A 19089-nucleotide genomic window follows, 5' to 3' on the forward strand; every position below is an offset into this window, starting at 1 on the left:
GGGTGATCAGGCCCGGTACAGGGCCTCGACCTCGTTGGCGTAGGCGTTCTCGATCGCCTTGCGCTTCAGCTTCAACGACGGGGTCAGCAAGCCGTGTTCCTCGGTGAACGGCTGCGCGAGGATACGGAACGTACGGATCGACTCGGCCTGCGAGACCAGGGTGTTGGCGGCCACCACCGCGCGCCGCACCTCGGTCTCCAGGTCGGCGTCCCGTACCAGCTGGGCCGCGGACATCTGGGGCTTGCCGCGCATGGTCAGCCAGTGCTCGACCGCCTCGGTGTCGAGGGTGACCAGGGCGGCGATGTAGGGGCGGTCGTTGCCGACCACGATGCACTGGTTGACCAGCGGATGGTCCCGGACCCGCTCCTCCAGGACACCCGGGGAGACGCTCTTGCCGCCGGAGGTCACCAGGATCTCCTTCTTGCGGCCGGTGATGGTCAGATAGCCGTCCTCGTCGAGGGAGCCCAGGTCACCGGTGGCCAGCCAGCCGTCGTGCAGGGTGGCGTCGGTGGCCTTCTGGTTGTTGAGGTAGCCCTGGAAGACGTTGCCGCCGTGCAGCCAGATCTCGCCGTCGTCCGCGATGTGCACGGTGGTGCCCGGAATGGCCTGGCCGACCGTGCCGTAGCGGGTGCGCTCGGGCGGGTTGGCGGTCGCCGCCGCCGTCGACTCGGTCAGGCCGTAGCCCTCGTAGACGTGCACCCCCGCGCCGGCGAAGAACAGGCCGAGCCTGCGGTCCATCCCCGAGCCGCCGGACATGGCGTTGCGGATGCGGCCACCCATCGCGGAGCGCACCTTGCCGTAGACGAGCTTGTCGAAGAGCTGGTGCTGCATGCGCAGCGACGCCGACGGGCCGGGACCGGTGCCCCACGCCTTCGCCTCGACGGCGTCCGCGTACTTCACCGCGATCTCGACCGCCTTCTCGAACGGGCCGCCCTTGCCCTCCTTCTCCGCCTTGCGCCGGGCCGCGTTGAACACCTTCTCGAAGATGTACGGCACGGCCAGGATGAACGTCGGCCGGAACGCGGCCAGGTCGGGCAGCAGCGCCGCCGCGTGCAGCTGCGGCTGGTGGCCGAAGCGCACCCCGTGCCGGATCGCCGCCACCTCCACCATGCGGCCGAAGACATGCGCCAGCGGCAGGAAGAGCAGAGTGGAGACCTCCTCGCCCTTCTTCGCGCGGAACACCGACTCCCAGCGCGAGACGACCGTGTCCGCCTCGTACATGAAGTTCCCGTGCGACAGCACACAGCCCTTGGGGCGGCCCGTGGTGCCCGAGGTGTAGATGATCGTGGCGACCGAGTCGGGGGTGACCGCCTGCCGGTGCCGGTGCACCACCTCGTCGTCGAGGTGCGCGCCCGCGTCGTACAGCTCCTGCACCGCGCCCGAGTCCAGCTGCCACAGCTGGCGCAGTTGCGGCAGCCGGTCGATGACGGTCGCGATCGTCATCGCGTGGTCCTCGTGCTCCACGATCGCCGCCGTGCACTCCGCGTCGTACAGCATCCAGAAGCACTGCTCCGCCGACGAGGTCGGGTAGACCGGCACCACCTGGGCACCGATCGTCCACAACGCGAAGTCGAACAGGGTCCACTCGTAGCGGGTGCGGGACATGACCGCGACCCGGTCGCCGAACCGGATGCCACGGGCGAGGAGCCCCTTGGCGAGGGCGAGGACCTCGTCGCGGAACTCGGCGGAGGTCACGTCACGCCACTGGCCGAGGTCGTCCTTGCGGCCCAGTGCGACATGCAGCGGGTCCGTCTGGGCACGCTCGAACACGCAGTCGGCCAGACCGCCGACCGGCGGTGCCGACGCCAACGGCGGGTTGGTGAACTCGCGCAAACCCCGCTCCCCGCTCCTCGCTCCACAGTGACGGTAGTGACGCTCAGCACAGCGCCGTGAAAGCTACCCCACCGGAAGACCGTTCGGGAGGGGGTGCGAAAACGAGCATTGCTCTCGTATGACCACGCTCACGTCTGGAAAATACGCCCACATGGGGAAGGGCCGGACAGAATCCTTACGGTTCAGTAAGTTCCGGCTCCGTAATCTCCACTGAATCTGTACGACCCGATTACGGCTCCCGGCCGGTTACCCGTCGGTCGGTCGGGGATGCCGCAGCACCCTCTGAAAACTGCGCCGACGTGGCCGATTTCGTCACTCCAGCCCGCAGCCCGCGATCGGGTGCCCTTCGTTCCGTAGGATGGCGGCATCGTGGCCGATCCCGGTCGCCGGAAGCGGCCGTATGGCGGGAGTCCGACGGGGGTTGGCATGCTGGAGCTGGAATCCGACATCCTGGACGCGCTGGACGTCCGCCTGCTCTCCGCGCTGGAGGTCGACGGCCGCGCCTCCTTCAGCCGGATCGCGGCCGTGCTCGGTGTCTCCGACCAGACCGTCGCCCGCCGCTACCGGCGGCTGTGCGCCGAGGCCGGGCTGCGGGTCGTCGCGGTCCGGGACGCCGAACGGCTCGGCCAGGACCAGTGGATGCTCCGGCTGCGCTGCGCGCCCGACGGCGCCACCGTCATCGCCGACGCCCTCGCCAAGCGCCCCGACACCGCCTGGATCGGACTGGCCTCCGGAGGTACGGAGATCGCCTGCATGACCCGGCCGCGCCACCCCGGCGACCACGACGACCTGCTCCTCGGCAGACTGCCGCGCACGCCGAGCGTGGTCGAGATCCGCGCGCAGCAGCTGCTGCACCGGTTCTACGGGGGACCGGCCGGGTGGGTGCGCAAGTTCAGGGCGCTGACCGAGGAGGAGGTGGCGGCGCTGCGGGTGCCGCCGCCGGAAGCCGACGGTCCTGCGCGGCTGGAGCCCGAGGACGCGCCGCTGCTCGCCGCGCTGGAACGGGACGGGCGGGCGACCTACCCGGAGTTGCAGCGGGCAACGGGGCGGTCCGAGTCGTCGGTGAAGCGTCGGCTGGCCGCGCTGATCGCCTCCGGAGCGGTGTACATCGATGTCGAGTACCGCTCCGAGGTGCTGGGCTTCTCGAAGTCCGCGGTGTTGTGGATCACCACCACGCCGGCCGCGATGCACTCCGTGGGTCAGGCGCTGGCCGTCCATGACGAGGTGGCGTTTGCTGCGGCTACCGCCGGACCGTCGCACATCGTCGTGACGGCGGTGCTGCGCGACACGGCGCATCTGTATGCGTACCTGAGCGGGCCGGTGGGGCGCTTGGAGGGGGTGCAGCATGTGGAGGCCATGCCGTTTTTGCGGAGGGTGAAGCAGTTGACGTATGTGGGGTCGTATTGAGAGTGCGGGTCGGTGGGGGCTGGTAGCGCCCACGCGGCGGCAGCCGCACATCGATTCAGCCCCGCGCCCCTTTCGGGGCGCTGCGGTCAGGGACGTCTCAAGCGGGCTCCGCTGGCCAGGATCGCCGCCGCCAGCGCGTCCGCCGCCGACTGAGCCGGTGATCGTCTCGGTCCGTGCACCAGGACGAAGTCGACCTTGCCCAGTTCGGGCAGGCCCGCGCGGTCCGGGACGCGGAACAGGCCCGGGGGGATCAGGCCCCTTGAATGCGCCATCACGCCGAGGCCCGCTCTCGCCGCCGCGATCAGACCGTTGAGGCTGCCGCTCGTGCAGACGATGCGCCAGTCGCGGCCCTGGTGCTCCAGGGCCTCCAGGGCCAGGGCGCGGGTGATGCCCGGCGGGGGGTAGACGATCAGCGGGACCGGACGGGCGGGGTCCAGGCGGAGCCGTTCCGCGCCGATCCACACCAGGTCGTCGTGCCAGACCAGCTCGCCGAGCGGGTCCTCGGCGCGCCGTTTGGCCAGCACCAGGTCCAGCTTTCCGGCGGCCAGCTGCTCGTGCAGGGTCCCCGAGAGCTCCACCGTCAGTTCGAGGTCGACCTCGGGGTGGTCGTAGCGGAAGCCCTCCAGGATCTCCGGCAGCCGGGTGAGGACGAAGTCCTCCGACGCGCCGAAGCGGAGCCGGCCGCGCACCCGGGTGCCGGTGAAGAAGGCCGCCGCCTGCTCGTGCACCTCCAGGATCCGGCGGGCGAACCCGAGCATCGCCTCGCCGTCCTCGGTCAGCTCCACGGAGTGCGTGTCCCGGGAGAACAGCCGGCGGCCGGTCGCGTCCTCCAGCCGGCGCACGTGCTGGCTCACCGTGGACTGGCGCAGCCCGAGCCGCCGGGCGGCCTGGGTGAAGCTGAGCGTCTGGGCCACCGCCAGGAAGGTGCGCAGGTGCGAGGGGTCGTACACTCGAACATGTTATCGCGGAACGCGATGGCAGTCAGAGCGGTATACCGGATTCTCGATCGCCGGGGGGAGGAGGACGATGGAGAGGGGCCTCCCGGCCCCGGCGAGAACCCGGCCGTCCGCCGGCCCGACACCTTGACCGACCCGCAAGTGGAGCACCGTGAAACGCCTGAGCCGGCCCCGCTGGATGCCGATCGACCCGTACGTCCTGCTGTTGCTCGGGACGGTGTGCCTCGCCGCGCTCCTCCCGGCCCGGGGTACGGCCGCCGATGTGGCCTCCGGTGCCTCCACGGCCGCGATCGCCTTCCTCTTCTTCCTCTACGGCGCCCGCCTGTCCACCCGTGAGGCCGTCGACGGACTGCGCCACTGGCGGCTCCATGTCACCGTCCTCGTCTGCACCTTCGTGATCTTCCCGGTGCTCGGCATGGCGGCCCGCGGGCTGGTGCCGGTCCTGCTCACCCATCCGCTCTACCAGGGCTTCCTCTTCCTGACCCTGGTGCCCTCCACCATCCAGTCGTCGATCGCCTTCACCTCCATCGCCCGCGGCAACGTGCCCGCCGCGATCTGCGCCGGTTCCTTCTCCTCGCTCGTCGGCATCGTGCTCACCCCGCTGCTCGCCACCGGGCTGCTCGGCAACAGCGGGGGCGGGTTCTCCGCGGACTCGATCGTGAAGATCGTGCTCCAGCTGCTGGTGCCGTTCGTCGCCGGGCAGCTGCTGCGCCCCTGGATCGGGGAGTTCGTCGCCCGGCACAAGAAGATCCTCGGTCTGGTCGACCGCGGTTCCATCCTGCTCGTCGTCTACACCGCGTTCAGCGAGGGCATGGTCCGGGGCATCTGGCACCAGGTCAGCGCGGTCCGGCTGGGCGGGCTGCTCGCCGTCGAGGCCGTGCTGCTCGCCGTGATGCTCCTGCTGACCTGGTACGGCGCCAAGGCGCTCGGCTTCGGCCGCGGGGACCGCATCGCCATCCAGTTCGCCGGGTCGAAGAAGTCCCTCGCCTCCGGGCTCCCCATGGCCAGCGTCCTGTTCGGCGCCCACGCCTCGCTGGCCGTGCTGCCGCTGATGCTCTTCCACCAGATGCAGCTCATGGTGTGCGCGGTCATCGCCAAGCGCCGAGCGCACGACCCCGAGGCCCAGGAGGAGGCCGCAGCGCCGCCCGGCCCGGCGGCGCAGTCGCGTCCGGCGGTCGGCACGGGGACGACCGGCCGCTGAGCCACCTCTCAGGGGATCAGTACGACCTTCCCCAGGTTGGCCCGGGTCTCGATCACCCGGTGCGCCTGCGCCGCCGCCGTCAGTGCGAACTCCCCGTGCACGGCGGGCCGTACGGCCCCTTCCGCGAACAGGCGCCACAGCTCCTGACGCCATTCCTCGTACAGCGCCGGCCGCTCGCGGGCGATCCGGGCCAGCTGGAATCCGGTCACCGACTTGGCACCGACCAGCAGGTCGTACGCCTGGACCGTGCCCCCTCCCGAGCTGTACGCCACCAGCCGGCCGCCGGGGGCCAGGGCGGCGAGGGCCGGGGTGAGCAGGTCGCCGCCGACCGCGTCCAGGGCGTAGTTGGCCGGAGTGCCCCAGTCCTCGTCTGTGTACGTCACCACCGCGTCGGCACCCAGGGAGCGGACGAAGGGGGCCTTGGCCGGGTCGGAGACGGCGGCCACGACACGGCCCGCTCCCCGGGCGCGGGCCAGCTGGACGCCGAGGTGGCCGACCCCGCTCGCCGCTGCGGTGACGAGGGCCGTCTCGCCCGGTTCGGGGCGGGCCGCGGCCAAGGCGCCGAGGGCGACCAGGCCGCTGCGGACCAGGGCGACCGCCTCGACGGCGGACGCGGTCCCGGGGACGGGGGAGGTCATCGCCTCGTGCAGGACGGCGAAGTCGGCGTAGCCGTGGCCGAAGCACAGGCCCGTGACCCGGTCGCCGGTGCGGAAGCGGGTGACTCCCGCGCCGACGGCCACCACCGCACCGGCGATCTCGCCCCCCAGCGCGATCGGCTTCGCCGCCTCGGTGACCTTGCGGACCACGGGCAGCGTGACCCCGACCGCCTCGCAGCGGACGAGCAGCTCACCGGGGCCGGGCTCGGGGACCGGGGCCTCCTCCAGAAGCAGGGGGCCGCCGGCGGACTCGTACCGGACGCGACGCATCGCACCTCCACGGGGCAGGAGATTCATTGGGATTACCAACGATAAGGCGAGATCGTGGGTGAGTCCAACGATTTTTCGTTGGTGAAGCCAATGGATCCTTGGTTACGCTTCCCTCATGGCAGAAGCCCCCCTCCCCGCCATCCGCTCCCTGCCCAGCTGGCTGCTCGGGCGGGCCGCCGCCCGTGGCCGGGCCCTCGTCGCCGAGGCGCTCGCGGAACACGGCATGCGGATGTGGCACCACGTGGTCCTCTCCGCCGTCCGCGACCTCGCCCCGGTCGCCCAGGCCGACCTCGGCCGGTCCGTGTCCCTCGACCCCAAGGACCTGGTCGGCGTCCTCAACGACCTCCAGGCCGCCGGACTTGTCGTCCGCGCACCCGATCCCGCCGACCGCCGCAAGAACGCGGTCTCCCTCACGGCCGAGGGCGACCTTCTCCTCGGCCGCTGCGAACAGGCGGCGCGCGAGGCCAACGACACGCTGCTCGCCCCGTTGTCGGCTGCCGAACGCGACCAGTTCACGGGCCTGTTGATCCGGATTTCCGGTACGGACGGCTCATGACGGCTAACGTTCCGTCATGACCGCACCCCTGGCGCTCGATTCGGCGCGCACCGCCCTCGTCCTCGTCGACCTGATGGACCGCATCGTCGCGCTGCCCCTGGAACCCCGCAAAGGCACCGAAGTCCTGCACGCCGCCGAGGAACTGGCCCGGACCTTCCGTGCCGCCGGCGCGCCCGTGGTGCTGATCCGCGTGGAACGGCCCTCCCTCGCCGAGCAGCCGCCGGGCAGCGGACTCGTCGCCGGGCTCAGGAAGGAAGGGGACCTGGAGATCGTCAAGCGGACGATCGGCGGCTTCCAGGGCACGGATCTCGACGCCCGGCTGCGCCGGCTCGGCGTCACCCGGCTGGTGTTCGGCGGCATCGCCACCAACCTCGGCGTCGAGTCCACCGCCCGCGCCGCCGCCGACCTCGGCTACGACCTGGTCTTCGTCGAGGACGCCATGGCCGCCCTCACCGGCGCCGAGCACGATGCGTCCGTCCGGCTCGACTTCCCGCGCCTCGGCACGGTCGTCACGGCCGCCGACGTCCGCCTCGGCCCCGCCTGACCGGCCGGCCGCTCAGACCAGCGTCCGGCCGCCGTCCACGACCACCACCGACCCGGTGCTGTCACCCCCCAGGCATCAGGCACAGGTACGCCTCCGCCACATCCGCCGGCTCGCCCGTCCGCCCCACCGGCAGCGATTCGGCGGACGACCGGAAGAGCTCCTCGCGGACCGACTCCGGCGGCCTCCGCCACAGTTCGGTCCGCACCACTCCCGGCGAGACCACGCTGACCCACAGCGGCGCCGGCTCCACGGCCGGCGAACGGGGCCGACTCCGACTGAGGCGGGTCCTGCGGCGCCGGGGGACACCGGACTGAGGCGGGGCCCCTGCGGCGCAGGGGGCGCTCCCCGCCGGTCGGGGCCCCGCCGCCGTGCCGCGGGGAACCGGTCAGCCCTGGGCGGCCGCGGCCCGCAGAGCGATGCGGTCCTCGCCCGCGTACACGTTCATGTTGCTGCCCCGCAGGAAACCGACGAGGGTCAGCCCGGTCTCCACCGCCAGGTCCACCGCCAGCGAGGACGGCGCTGAGACCGCCGCGAGCACCGGGATGCCCGCCATCACCGCCTTCTGCGCCAGCTCGAAGGAGGCCCGCCCGGAGACCAGCAGGATGGTGCGGGACAGCGGCAGGTCGCCGTTCTGCAGGGCCCGGCCGACCAGCTTGTCCACCGCGTTGTGCCGCCCCACGTCCTCACGGATGTCCAGCAGCTCGCCGTCCTGCGTGAACAGGGCCGCCGCGTGCAGCCCCCCGGTCCGGTCGAACACTCGCTGCGCCGCGCGGAGCCGGTCGGGGAGGCTCGCGAGCAGCTCGGGGCCGACGCGGACCGGGGGAGTGTCGGCTATCGGCCAGCGAGCCGTCGTACGCACCGCGTCGAGGCTCGCCTTGCCGCACAGCCCGCAGGACGAGGAGGTGTAGACGTTCCGCTCCAGGGTGAAGTCGGGGAGCGTGACGCCCGGCGTGGTCCGCACGTCGACCACGTTGTAGGTGTTGGAGCCGTCGGCCGTGGCGCCCGCGCAGTAGACGATGTTCTGCAGGTCGCCGGCGGCCGCCAGCACCCCCTCGCTCACCAGGAACCCGGCCGCCAGCGCGAAGTCGTCGCCGGGCGTGCGCATGGTGATGGCGAGGGGTTTCCCGTTGAGCCTGATCTCCAGCGGTTCCTCGGCGACGAGCGTGTCCGGCCGGGCGGAGACCGCTCCGTCGCGGATGCGGATGACCTTGCGTCGTTCCGTGACTCGTCCCATGGTCTGATCAGCCCCGGTTCTGTACGTGCTGGTAGCCGAAACGGCCCTTGATGCAGAGGTTGCCGTGGGTCACCGGGTTGTCGTGCGGCGAGGTGACCTTGACTATCTCATTGTCCTGCACGTGGAGCGTGAGGTTGCAGCCCACACCGCAGTACGCGCACACGGTGGTCGTCTCCGACTGCCGCGACTCGTCCCAGGTACCCGCCGCCCGCATGTCGAACTCCGACTTGAACGACAGCGCCCCGGTGGGACATACCTCCACACAGTTCCCGCAGTAGACACAGGCCGAGTCGGTCAGCGGGGCGTCGTGCTCGACGGCGATCCGGGCGTCGAAGCCACGGCCGGAAACAGAGATTGCGAAACTGTTCTGCCACTGGTCGCCGCAGGCGTCCACGCACTTGTAGCACAGGATGCACTTGTCGTAGTCGCGCACGTACAGATCGTTGTCGACCCTGGGCTCCTCGCCCAGGCGGGCCGCGTCGGGGCCGAAGCGGTCCGGTCTCGCCTCGTACTCCTTGATCCACTCGGCGGTGCGCGGGGTCGTCGACAGGTCCACCGAGGAGGCGAGAAGTTCCAGGACGATCTTCCGGCTGTGCCGGACGCGTTCGCCGTCGGTCTTCACGGTCATCCCCGGCTCGGCCTTCCGGGAGCAGGCGGGCACGAGGGTCCGCGACCCCTCCACCTCCACCACACACACCCGGCAGGCGTTCTTCGGACGCAGGGTGTCGCCCTCGCACAGGGTCGGCACGTCCTTCCCGGCCGCCCGGCAGGCGTCCAGGATCGTCGAGCCCTCCGGGACCCGTGCCTCCTGGCCGTCGAGCGTGAACTCCAGCAGCCGGCGCGGGATTCCCAGCGGTGTCACGGTCATTCGTACGCCCCCAGACGGTCGATGGCGGATTCCACGGCGTTCCACGCGGTCTGGCCGAGACCGCAGATCGAGGCGTCCCGCATCGCCCGGCCCACCTCGCGCAGCAGCGCGACGTCCCCGGCCGCCTCGGCGCCGGTGCGCGCGACGATCCGGTGCAGCGCCTCCTCCTGCCGGACCGTCCCCACCCGGCAGGGCACGCACTGCCCGCAGGACTCGTCCCGGAAGAACCGGGCTATCCGGAGCAGGAGCCGGGGGAGGGGCACGGTGTCGTCGAAGGCCATGACCACACCGGAGCCGAGCGTGGTGCCCGCCTCGCGGGTGCCCTCGAAGGTGAGCGGGATGCCGAGTTCGTCCGGCCGTACGAAGCCACCGGCGGCGCCGCCGAGCAGGACCGCCCGCAGGTTCTCGCGCACTCCGGCGAGGCGGAGGAGTCCGCCGAGCGTGGCGCCGAAGGGCAGCTCGTAGACGCCGGGGCGGGCCACGCTCCCGGACACGCAGAAGAGCTTCGGGCCGGTGGACCTCTCCGTCCCGATCGCGGCGTAGGCCGGGGCGCCCATGGTCAGGATCGGCAGGACGTTGACCAGCGTCTCCACGTTGTTCTCGACCGTCGGGCTGCCGAACAGCCCTTTCTCCACCGGGAACGGCGGCTTCGAGCGCGGTTCGCCCCGGTACCCCTCGATGGAGTTGAACAGGGCCGTCTCCTCGCCGCAGATGTACGCCCCGGCGCCGCGCCGGATCTCGATGTCGAAGGCGAAGCCCTGGCCGAGGACGTCGTCGCCCAGCAGCCCACGGGCGCGCGCCTGGTCGACCGCGTGCCCAAGACGGCGGGCCGCCCGTGGATACTCGCCGCGGAGGTAGACGAAGCCCCGGTGCGCCCCGATCGCGTACGCCGCGATCGTCATCGCCTCCACGAGCGAGTACGGATCCCCCTCCATGATCACGCGGTCCTTGAAGGTGCCCGGCTCCGATTCGTCGGCGTTGCAGACCAGGTAGTGCGGGCGGTCGGGCTGGGAGGCGGTCGCCTGCCACTTGCGGCCGGTGGGGAAGGCGGCGCCACCGCGCCCCACCAGGCCCGAGTCGGCGACCTCGCGGATGACCCCGGCGGGGCCGAGCGCGAAGGCGTGCCGCAGGGCGGTGTAGCCGCCGTGCGCCCGGTAGTCGTCGAGCGAGGACGGGTCGACCACGCCCACCCGCCCCAACAGGGTCAGACCTTCCTGTCCCGCCTGGGGTACGGCGAGCGCCGCCGGCGGCTCCTGCGGTGCCGAGTCGGGGGCGGTGGCCGCGAGCACGGCGGTTTCGGCCGTCGCCGGTGCCGCCACCGCCGTACGCACCGGATCCCCGGCCCGGATCGCGAGGGCGGCCGGGGCACGCTCGCACAGACCCAGGCAGGGGCTGCGCTCGACGTGCACCCCCGGGCCGAGCCCCGCCTCCACGCGGTCGCAGAGTGCCGACGCCCCGGCCGCCGTGCACGCCAGGTCGGTGCAGACGTGCAGGACGGTCGAGGGACGGGGCCGGACGGAGAACATCGCGTAGAAGGTGGCGACCCCGTAGGCCTCGGCCGGCGGGACCGTCAGACGGCGGCAGAGGTAGCCGAGGGCGCCCTCGCTGATCCAGCCGATCCGGTCGTTGATCGCGTGCAGCCCCGGCAGCAGCAGGTCGCGGCGGTCCCGGGCCGCGCGGCCGCCGCGCGCCCACCGCAGATCGGCGTCGGTGCGGTCGGCGCCCTCCCAGGAGGACTCCGGAGGGCCCAACAGGGCGTCGACTGCGGCTCGTTCCTCGTCCGTCGGTTTGCTGTCGCCGAAGTGCAGGTCCACCTGCGTCACCTCACGATGGTCGCGACCGGAAGCTTCTCGACACGGATCGCCGACGCCTTGAACTCGGCCGTCCCCGCGATCGGGCAGTTGGCCTCGATGGTCAGCTGGTTGGTGTCCACCTCGTCGGGAAAGTGCATGGTCATGAAGGCGAGGCCGGGGCGCAGCGCCGTGTCGATCCAGACCGGCGCCACCACCGAGCCCCGCCGCGAGGACACCTGGACCTCATCGCCGACGGCCACCCCGTACCGCTCGGCGTCCTCCGGGCACAGCTCGATGTACTCGCCTCGCCGCAGCGGCGAGGCGTAACCGCCGCTCTGCACACCGGTGTTGTAGGAGTCGAGCCGTCGCCCGGTGGTGAGCCGGATGGGGTAGGCCTCGTCGGTGAGGTCGACCGGCGGATCGTGCCGGACCAGCCCGAAGGGCGCCGGCATGCCGCGCCTCTTCGGGTCCGTCTCCCACAACCGGCCGTGCAGATACGTCGGTTCGAGGCGCTCGGTGCTCGGACACGGCCACTGGATGCCCTGGTGCTCGACGAGACGGTCGTAGGTCATCCCGTAGTGGTCGGGGGAGAGCGACCTGAGCTCGTTCCAGACGGCCTCCGCGTCCGGGTACTTCCAGTCGTGGCCGAGCCGGGCCGCCAGCGCGCAGATGATCTCGATGTCCTCACGGGCCTCGCCGGGCGGCGTGACCGCACGGCGTACCCGCTGGACCCGGCGTTCGCTGTTGGTGGTCGTGCCCTCGGTCTCCGCCCAGCCGGCGGTCGCGGGCAGCACCACGTCCGCCAGTTCCGCCGTCTTGGTGAGGAAGATGTCCTGGACGACGAGGAAATCGAGGGCCTGGAGCCGACGTACGGCCTGCTCGCTGTCGGCCTCCGACTGGGCCGGGTTCTCGCCGATGCAGTAGACCGCCCTGAGCGTGCCCTCCGCCATCGCCTCGAACATCTCGGTGAGGTTCAGCCCGTAGTGCGGCTGGATGACCGTGTCCCAGGCCGACTCGAACTTCAGCCGCGTCGGCGGGTCGAGGATGTCCTGGAAGCCGGGCAGGCGGTTGGGGATCGCGCCCATGTCGCCGCCGCCCTGCACGTTGTTCTGGCCGCGCAGCGGCTGCAACCCGGCGCCGTACCGGCCGACCTGGCCGGTGAGCAGGGAGAGGTTGATCAGGGCGCGGACGTTGTCGGTGCCGTTGTGGTGCTCGGTGATGCCGAGGGTCCAGCACAGCTGGGCGCGCTCGGCGCGGGCGTAGGCGTGCGCCAACTCCCGTATCGCGCGGGCCGGAACGCCGGTCACCTTCTCGGCCAGCGACAGCGTCCAGGGCTCCACCAGGGCCCTGTACTCCTCGAAGCCGCTCGTCGCCCGCTCGATGAACGCCTCGTTGGCCAGCCCCGCGCGGATGATCTCCCGGCCGATCGCGTGCGCCATCGGGATGTCCGTGCCGACGTTCGGCCCGAGCCAGCTCTCCGCCCACTCGGCGGTCGAGGTGCGGCGCGGATCGACGGCGTACATCCGGGCGCCGCCCCGGATCCCCTTCAGCACGTGCTGGAAGAAGATCGGGTGCGCGAAGCGGGCGTTGGAGCCCCACATCACGATGACGTCGGTGTGCTCGATCTCCTCGTACGAGGAGGTGCCGCCGCCGGAGCCGAAGGCGGCCGTCAGACCGGCGACACTCGGCGCGTGACAGGTCCGGTTGCAGGAGTCGACGTTGTTGGTGCCCATCACCACCCGGGCGAACTTCTGGGCCACGTAGTTCATCTCGTTGGTGGCGCGGGCACAGGAGAACATCCCGAACGCGTCCCGGTTGCGCTCCAGACCGCGGGCCGCGCGGTCCAGGGCCTCCTCCCAGCTCGCCTGCCGGAACGGCTCGTCGCGGGAGTCCCGGATCAACGGGTGGGTGAGCCGGGTGTAGGTCTTCTGCTGCCTCTTCCTCATGCGGCGCTCCTCAGCGCGAGCAGGTCCGATATGGCGTGCACGGTGCGCAGGGTGGGCACCGCCACGCCGGTGATCTCCGCCAGCTCGACCACGGCCGCGAGCAGCACGTCGAGCTCCAGCGGCTTGCCGCGCTCCAGGTCCTGCAGCGTGGAGGTGCGGTGGTCGCCGACCTTCTCGGCGCCCGCCAGCCGGCGTTCGATGGAGACCCCGACCTCGCAGCCCAGCGCCTCGGCGACGTCGAGCGTCTCGCGCATCATGATCTCTATGACCCGTCGGGTGCCGCCGTGCAGGCACATCTGCCGCATGGTGGCGCGGGCGAGCGCGCTGATCGGGTTGAAGGAGATGTTGCCGAGCAGCTTGAGCCAGATGTCGTTGCGCAGGTCCGGCTCCACCGGGCACTTCAGCCCGCCGGCCTGCATGGCCTCGCTGAACCGCAGACAGCGCTGGGACACGCTGCGGCCGGGCTCGCCGATCGAGAACCTGGTGCCCTCCAAGTGCCGCACCACACCGGGGGCTTCGAGCTCGGTGGCCGCGTAGACCACGCAGCCGAGGGCGCGTTCGGGGGCGAGTACGGCGCTGACGGTACCGCCCGGGTCGACGCTCTCGACGCGGTGGCCGTCGTAGGGGCCGCCGTGGCGGTGGAAGTACCACCAGGGGATGCCGTTCTGGGCGGCGACCACCGCCGTCCGCTCGTCCAGCAGCGGCCCGCACGCCGCGTACGAGTTGGCCTTCAGGCCCAGGAAGACATAGTCGACCGGGCCCACTTCGGCCGGGTCGTCGGTGGCGTGGGCATGCGCGGTGAAGTCGCCGCGCGGGCTCAGCACCCGTACTCCGTAGTGCCTCATGGCCGCCAGATGGGGTCCACGGGCGATGAGGTGCACATCGGCGCCCGCGCGGTGGAGCGCGGCACCGACGTAGGCGCCGATCGCACCGGCGCCGAGGACTGCGACTTTCACGGAACACTCCGTTCGGTTTGAGGGATACCGCGGAGGTGGTCTTCGGCCTCTCGTGGGCCGGTGGTGCGGAGCGTCGGCCGAATCGTGTCGACGAAATATTGTCTACAGTATGGATTCCTGGACGACAAGGGTTCCGGCAGTGACCGTTCGGCGCATCCTGGATACCGCTCACCGCAGATGATGATCTGTTGGGTTCTCAACTACCCCGCCTGGCCCTACCGTTCGGGACTCATGAGCAGCCCCCCTGTAGCACCGCCGGGCTGGAGCCGCTGGCTCGTCCCGCCCGCCGCCCTCTCCATCCACCTCTCCATCGGCCAGGCCTATGCCTGGAGCGTGTTCAAGCCGCCGCTCGAATCCGCGCTGAACCTGAGCGGCACCGAGAGCGCGCTGCCCTTCCAGCTCGCGATCGTGATGCTGGGTCTGTCGGCCGCGTTCGGCGGCACCCTCGTCGAGCGCAACGGACCGCGCTGGGCCATGACGGTCGCCCTGATCTGTTTCTCCTCGGGCTTCCTGATCTCCGCGCTCGGCGCCGAGACCGAGCAGTTCTGGCTGATCGTCCTCGGCTACGGCTTCGTCGGCGGCATCGGCCTCGGCATCGGCTACATCTCGCCGGTCTCCACGCTGATCAAGTGGTTCCCGGACCGGCCCGGCATGGCCACCGGCATCGCCATCATGGGCTTCGGCGGCGGCGCGCTGATCGCCTCGCCGTGGTCCGCGCAGATGCTCTCGTCGTTCGGCAGTGACAACGACGGCATCGCGCTCGCCTTCCTGGTGCACGGGCTGTCGTACGCCGTCTTCATGACCCTCGGCGTGCTCCTGATCCGCGTCCCGCGCACGGAGCGGCCGGTCGAGGACGCGCCGAGCGCCTTCGAGGGCGTGCAGGTCTCCGCGAACAGCGCGATCCGCACCCCGCAGTTCTGGTGCCTGTGGGTCGTGCTCTGCATGAACGTGACCGCCGGCATCGGCATCCTGGAGAAGGCCGCCCCGATGATCACGGACTTCTTCGCCGACAGCTCCACCCCGGTGTCGGCGTCCGCCGCCGCCGGGTTCGTCGCCCTGCTGTCCGCGGCCAACATGGCGGGCCGGATCGGCTGGTCGTCCACCTCCGACCTGATCGGCCGCAAGAACATCTACCGCGTCTACCTCGGCGTCGGCGCCCTGATGTACCTGCTCATCACCCTTTTCGGTGACTCGTCCAAGCCGCTTTTCATCCTCTGCGCACTGGTGATCCTCTCCTTCTACGGCGGCGGCTTCGCGACCGTCCCCGCCTACCTCAAGGACCTCTTCGGCACCTACCAGGTCGGCGCGATCCACGGCCGGCTGCTCACCGCCTGGTCCCTCGCCGGGGTGCTCGGACCCCTGATCGTCAACTGGATCGCCGACCACCAGAAGGACGCCGGCAAGCACGGCTCCGACCTGTACACCGTGTCCTTCGGCATCATGATCGGCCTGCTCGTCGTCGGTTTCGTCGCCAACGAACTGGTCCGGCCCGTCCATGCCCGCCATCACATCCCCGCCCCGAGGGAGGCCGTCGATGTCGAACGACAGCAGCCTGCATGAGCCCGACCGCCGCTGGCTGATCGCGGTCGCCTGGATCTGGGTGGGCGCGCCGTTCGCCTACGGGGTGTATGAACTCGTACAGAAAGCGACACAGCTGTTCAACGGGTGACCGCCGGGAATGCTCGGGCGTCCGAGGGTCTGCAAGAAGCCGACAACTCGGCCGCCCGTTTCCTGTGGCCTCACGTGCCCTCGTACCCGTGAGTCACTGAACAGACTGGTGGGCCCACACCGAGGCAACGAGGGGGACCCACCACCCATGAACGGCTCGCGCATCGCCGCCGTCGGCCACTACCAGCCCGCGAAGGTACTCACCAACGAGGACCTGGCGGGCATGGTCGACACCAGTGACGAGTGGATCCGCAGCCGGGTGGGCATCAACACCCGGCACATCGCCGGCCCCGACGAACCCGTCGACGAGCTGGCCGCCCACGCCGCGGCCAAGGCCCTCGCCGCGGCCGGCCTCACCCCCGCGGACATCGACCTGGTCCTGGTCGCCACCTCCACCGCGATCGACCGCTCCCCGAACATGGCCGCGCGCGTCGCCGCCCGGCTCGGCATCCCGCATCCCGCAGCGATGGACGTCAACGTCGTCTGCGCCGGCTTCACCCACGCGCTCGCCACCGCCGACCACACCGTCCGGGCGGGCGCGGCCACCCGCGCGCTCGTCATCGGGGCCGACAAGATGTCCGAGGTGACGGACTGGACCGACCGTACGACGTGCGTCCTGGTCGGCGACGGCGCGGGCGCCGCCGTGGTCGAGGCGTGCGGCCCCGGCGAGGAGCCCGGTATCGGCCCGGTGCTGTGGGGCTCGGTCCCCGAGATGAGCCACGCCGTACGGATCGAGGGCACCCCGCCCCGGTTCGCGCAGGAGGGGCAGAGCGTCTACCGCTGGGCCACCACCCAGCTGCCGCCCATCGCCCGGCGCGCCTGTGAGAAGGCCGGGATCGCCCCCGCCGACCTCGCGGCGGTCGTCCTGCACCAGGCGAACCTGCGGATCATCGAGCCGCTCGCCCAGAGGATCGGTGCGGTCGACGCGGTCGTCGCGCGGGACGTCACCGAATCCGGCAACACCTCGGCCGCGAGCATTCCGCTCGCCCTCTCCAAGCTGGTCGAACAGGGGCGGGTGTCGGGCGGCGACCCGATCCTGCTGTTCGGCTTCGGCGGCAACCTGTCGTACGCCGGTCAGGTCGTCCGCTGTCCCTGATGTCCCTCCCCGGGGCGCGCACCGCGAGGTGACGCGCCCGACTCCCGCTCCACCCGGCCTTTGTGCACCGTAGACTGTAGACGAAAGCCAATCGATACTGGGATGGACTCTCTGCGCGTCTGCCGAGGAGGGGGAGACCGATGTTGTCTGCCGGACTGCCGCAGGGCGCGGTGCCGAAGCTGGAACGCCCCGGCCCGCTGCGCGACCGCGTCTACGAGGCGCTGCTGGAACTCATCACCACCCGTGCCCTCCAGCCCGGCCAGCACCTCGTCGAGAGCGAACTCGCCGGCCACCTCGGCGTCTCCCGGCAGCCGGTGCGCGAGGCACTCCAGCGGCTGAACACCGAGGGCTGGGTGGACCTGCGCCCCGCACAGGGCGCGTTCGTCCACGAGCCGACGGAGGCGGAGGCCGACCAGCTCCTCACCGTCCGCACCCTGTTGGAGGCGGAGGCGGCACGGCTCGCCGCGGCCAACGCGGGCAGCGCGGGAGTGGCCGCCCTCGAATCCCTCTGCGCCGAGGGCGAGAAGGCGGTCACCGCGGACGACGTGGACCGGGCCGTCGCCCTCAACGCCGCGTTCCACGCCAAGATCATGGACCTGGCCGGCAACACGGTCCTCGCCGAACTCGCCGCCCAGGTCGACCGCCGGGTCCGCTGGTACTACACCCCGGTGGCCCGCCAGCGTGGCCACGAGTCCTGGATCGAGCACCGCGAACTGATCGCGGCGATCACGGCCCGCGACGAGCAGCTGGCGACCACCTTGATGCGCGAACACACGGAGCACACCCGGCGCTCGTACCACGAGCGGGCGAGGTCCTGACCCCGGTCCGGGCTCAGGGCAGCGTGATGAGGGCGATGCCTTCCGCCGTCGCGACAGCCAGCCGGGTGCCGTCGGGGTGGAGGGCGGCGACGGGGGTCGGGACGTGGCGGCCGAAGCACGCGGATTTTGCGGGTACGCCGACCTCGGGCCACTCCGCGACGACGCGCCCGGTGGCCGGGTCGAGCAGTCGCGGGTGGCCGGGGAACGAGATCACCTGATCACCGCGGGGCAGGAGCAGGACACCCGGTTCGGCACCGGCGACGGGGCTGCGGTGGAGCCAACGTCCTGCGGACACCGACCACACACCGAGATGGCGCGGCGGCAGCCCGGCTGCCTCCTCGTCGTCCCACTCCTCCGCCCCCGCCGCCAGCACCAGCCGGTCGGCGTCGAGCCAGCAGCCCGCCGTCACCTCCCCGCTCATGACCGCCGCCGACGGCAGCAGACCCTCGCCGTCCAGACTGCCGGGCTCGCTGAGCGCGAGCGCCGTGTCGTAGACCAGGGCCGTCCCGAAGGGGTGCCAGAACCAGCCGACCGAGAGCAGGTACCGGCCGTCCGGGCTCAGGCCAAGCCTGGAGTGGAAGACGTCCTGCGGCTCCCGCCCGCCGCCGGTCAGCCGCTCGCCGCTCGCCGCGTCCTCGATCTGGAGCACGTTGTATTCGTCGGGGCAGTGCACGACGACCTCGCGTCCGTCGGTCAACGCGCCCAGGGCGAGCGGGTAGTCGTAGTCCGGCGCGCGGTAGTAGCTGCGGTTCAGCTCCCGCACGACCCGTTCGCCTTCGAGCAGCACGCCCTTGGTGCCGCGCTCCTGGTACACCGCGGAGTAGCGCCCGGAGGCCGAGGCGACCCCGGTGTCGAACGGAAAGCTCCAAGCGAAGGGCGCCGTGCGCTCCACCCTGTCGCGGCCCCAGCGTCGGCCGCCCCCGACTCCGGAGACCAGCTCGTCGCCGTCCCACAGCAGCGACTTCGGCGCCGACTTCACCGGTATCGACTCCACGGTCATCGATGACCACCCCCCACTCGGGTGCCCCGCTGCGAGGCCCCTCGCCGGAAATCTACGGGACAGGGCGGCCCCTGCGGCTACCCGTCGTCGCGGCACAGGCGGAAGGGGTGACCGGCGGGAGGGAAGATCGTCAGTGGCACAGCGCGGAGACAGGCGGATCCCCTCGCAAGGCGGGGGGCCACGGCTCGGCCCGGTGCGCACGCCCGTGGGAGGCCCGGCTGATGGCCGCCGGGACGACCACGCCGTCCATTCAGCGCACGCAGGCCGGCCCCAGCCCCTGTCCGCTC

At 71.5% G+C, this 19089-nt stretch carries 17 protein-coding genes; 8 read left to right on the forward strand and 9 right to left on the reverse strand.

Features of this window, described 5'->3' with window-relative positions; genetic code table 11:
• Positions 1-6: 6 nt before the first annotated feature.
• Positions 7-1833: an AMP-dependent synthetase/ligase gene (locus OHB00_RS41945; protein WP_406442976.1), complete on the reverse strand. Its 1827-nt coding sequence runs from the start codon at positions 1831-1833 to the stop codon at positions 7-9.
• Between the two features lie 426 nt (positions 1834-2259).
• On the opposite strand from OHB00_RS41945, the gene OHB00_RS41950 reads away from it, so the two are divergent.
• Entirely contained in the window at positions 2260-3240 is a 981-nt protein-coding gene (locus tag OHB00_RS41950) for an Lrp/AsnC family transcriptional regulator (RefSeq protein WP_406442978.1), read from the forward strand.
• Positions 3241-3326: 86 nt separating this feature from the next.
• Here OHB00_RS41950 and OHB00_RS41955 read toward each other — a convergent pair whose 3' ends face one another.
• Positions 3327-4190 (reverse strand): LysR substrate-binding domain-containing protein, encoded by an 864-nt coding sequence (locus tag OHB00_RS41955; protein ID WP_406442980.1) that lies wholly within the window; start codon positions 4188-4190, stop codon positions 3327-3329.
• A 157-nt stretch (positions 4191-4347) separates the two neighbouring features.
• On the opposite strand from OHB00_RS41955, the gene OHB00_RS41960 reads away from it, so the two are divergent.
• On the forward strand, positions 4348-5397 hold the full coding sequence (locus OHB00_RS41960; protein ID WP_406442982.1) for a bile acid:sodium symporter family protein: 1050 nt from the start codon (positions 4348-4350) through the stop codon (positions 5395-5397).
• An 8-nt stretch (positions 5398-5405) separates the two neighbouring features.
• Here OHB00_RS41960 and OHB00_RS41965 read toward each other — a convergent pair whose 3' ends face one another.
• On the reverse strand, positions 5406-6323 hold the full coding sequence (locus OHB00_RS41965) for a zinc-binding alcohol dehydrogenase family protein (RefSeq protein WP_406442983.1): 918 nt from the start codon (positions 6321-6323) through the stop codon (positions 5406-5408).
• 115 nt (positions 6324-6438) lie between these two features.
• Here OHB00_RS41965 and OHB00_RS41970 point away from each other — a divergent pair, with 115 nt between their 5' ends.
• Complete coding sequence (locus OHB00_RS41970; protein WP_406442985.1) at positions 6439-6879, forward strand: MarR family winged helix-turn-helix transcriptional regulator; 441 nt, start codon at positions 6439-6441, stop codon at positions 6877-6879.
• Between the two features lie 16 nt (positions 6880-6895).
• Positions 6896-7423, forward strand: a complete 528-nt coding sequence (locus tag OHB00_RS41975) for an isochorismatase family protein (RefSeq protein WP_406442987.1) — start codon at positions 6896-6898, stop codon at positions 7421-7423.
• Between the two features lie 385 nt (positions 7424-7808).
• On the opposite strand, the gene fdhD is transcribed toward OHB00_RS41975, so the two are convergent.
• Genes fdhD through OHB00_RS42000 form a run of 5 tightly spaced genes read right to left on the reverse strand, consistent with a single transcriptional unit; the run spans position 7809 to position 14220 of the window.
• On the reverse strand, positions 7809-8657 hold the full coding sequence (fdhD, locus tag OHB00_RS41980; RefSeq protein WP_406442988.1) for a formate dehydrogenase accessory sulfurtransferase FdhD: 849 nt from the start codon (positions 8655-8657) through the stop codon (positions 7809-7811).
• 7 nt (positions 8658-8664) lie between these two features.
• Entirely contained in the window at positions 8665-9525 is an 861-nt protein-coding gene (locus OHB00_RS41985) for a 2Fe-2S iron-sulfur cluster-binding protein (protein WP_406442990.1), read from the reverse strand.
• A complete protein-coding gene (locus OHB00_RS41990; RefSeq protein WP_406446212.1) occupies positions 9522-11339 on the reverse strand; it encodes an NADH-ubiquinone oxidoreductase-F iron-sulfur binding region domain-containing protein in 1818 nt (605 codons plus the stop codon). The genes OHB00_RS41985 and OHB00_RS41990 overlap by 4 nt, the downstream gene beginning before the upstream one ends.
• A 5-nt stretch (positions 11340-11344) precedes the next feature.
• Positions 11345-13264, reverse strand: a complete 1920-nt coding sequence (locus OHB00_RS41995) for a molybdopterin oxidoreductase family protein (protein ID WP_406442992.1) — start codon at positions 13262-13264, stop codon at positions 11345-11347.
• On the reverse strand, positions 13261-14220 hold the full coding sequence (locus OHB00_RS42000) for a 2-dehydropantoate 2-reductase (RefSeq protein WP_406442994.1): 960 nt from the start codon (positions 14218-14220) through the stop codon (positions 13261-13263). Before OHB00_RS42000 ends, OHB00_RS41995 begins: the two co-directional genes overlap by 4 nt.
• A gap of 231 nt (positions 14221-14451) precedes the next feature.
• Between OHB00_RS42000 and OHB00_RS42005 the strand changes: the two genes are divergently transcribed.
• The 4 genes from OHB00_RS42005 to OHB00_RS42020 all read left to right on the forward strand — a co-directional run bounded on the left by OHB00_RS42005 (position 14452) and on the right by OHB00_RS42020 (position 17802).
• A complete protein-coding gene (locus OHB00_RS42005) occupies positions 14452-15780 on the forward strand; it encodes an OFA family MFS transporter (protein ID WP_406442996.1) in 1329 nt (442 codons plus the stop codon).
• A complete protein-coding gene (locus tag OHB00_RS42010) occupies positions 15755-15889 on the forward strand; it encodes a hypothetical protein (protein WP_406442998.1) in 135 nt (44 codons plus the stop codon). Before OHB00_RS42005 ends, OHB00_RS42010 begins: the two co-directional genes overlap by 26 nt.
• A 147-nt stretch (positions 15890-16036) precedes the next feature.
• Positions 16037-16984, forward strand: a complete 948-nt coding sequence (locus OHB00_RS42015) for a beta-ketoacyl-ACP synthase III (protein WP_406442999.1) — start codon at positions 16037-16039, stop codon at positions 16982-16984.
• Positions 16985-17124: 140 nt separating this feature from the next.
• On the forward strand, positions 17125-17802 hold the full coding sequence (locus OHB00_RS42020; protein ID WP_406443001.1) for a GntR family transcriptional regulator: 678 nt from the start codon (positions 17125-17127) through the stop codon (positions 17800-17802).
• Between the two features lie 13 nt (positions 17803-17815).
• Here OHB00_RS42020 and OHB00_RS42025 read toward each other — a convergent pair whose 3' ends face one another.
• A complete protein-coding gene (locus OHB00_RS42025; RefSeq protein ID WP_406443002.1) occupies positions 17816-18802 on the reverse strand; it encodes a hypothetical protein in 987 nt (328 codons plus the stop codon).
• Positions 18803-19089: the final 287 nt, after the last annotated feature.

This window comes from Streptomyces sp. NBC_00631 (assembly GCF_045206895.1).
Lineage (GTDB): Bacteria > Actinomycetota > Actinomycetes > Streptomycetales > Streptomycetaceae > Streptomyces.

Excerpts from the sequence above, each read along its gene's own strand:
- OHB00_RS41975 (WP_406442987.1), top strand. The coding sequence starts at position 6,896 with ATGACCGCACCCCTGGCGCTCGATTCGGCGCGCACCGCCCTCGTCCTC.
- OHB00_RS42015 (WP_406442999.1), top strand. The coding sequence starts at position 16,037 with ATGAACGGCTCGCGCATCGCCGCCGTCGGCCACTACCAGCCCGCGAAG.
- OHB00_RS42005 (WP_406442996.1), top strand. The coding sequence starts at position 14,452 with ATGAGCAGCCCCCCTGTAGCACCGCCGGGCTGGAGCCGCTGGCTCGTC.
- OHB00_RS41970 (WP_406442985.1), top strand. The coding sequence starts at position 6,439 with ATGGCAGAAGCCCCCCTCCCCGCCATCCGCTCCCTGCCCAGCTGGCTG.
- fdhD (WP_406442988.1), bottom strand. The coding sequence starts at position 8,657 with ATGGGACGAGTCACGGAACGACGCAAGGTCATCCGCATCCGCGACGGA.
- OHB00_RS41985 (WP_406442990.1), bottom strand. The coding sequence starts at position 9,525 with ATGACCGTGACACCGCTGGGAATCCCGCGCCGGCTGCTGGAGTTCACG.
- OHB00_RS42025 (WP_406443002.1), bottom strand. The coding sequence starts at position 18,802 with ATGACCGTGGAGTCGATACCGGTGAAGTCGGCGCCGAAGTCGCTGCTG.
- OHB00_RS41950 (WP_406442978.1), top strand. The coding sequence starts at position 2,260 with ATGCTGGAGCTGGAATCCGACATCCTGGACGCGCTGGACGTCCGCCTG.
- OHB00_RS42010 (WP_406442998.1), top strand. The coding sequence starts at position 15,755 with ATGTCGAACGACAGCAGCCTGCATGAGCCCGACCGCCGCTGGCTGATC.
- OHB00_RS41995 (WP_406442992.1), bottom strand. The coding sequence starts at position 13,264 with ATGAGGAAGAGGCAGCAGAAGACCTACACCCGGCTCACCCACCCGTTG.
- OHB00_RS42020 (WP_406443001.1), top strand. The coding sequence starts at position 17,125 with ATGTTGTCTGCCGGACTGCCGCAGGGCGCGGTGCCGAAGCTGGAACGC.
- OHB00_RS41965 (WP_406442983.1), bottom strand. The coding sequence starts at position 6,323 with ATGCGTCGCGTCCGGTACGAGTCCGCCGGCGGCCCCCTGCTTCTGGAG.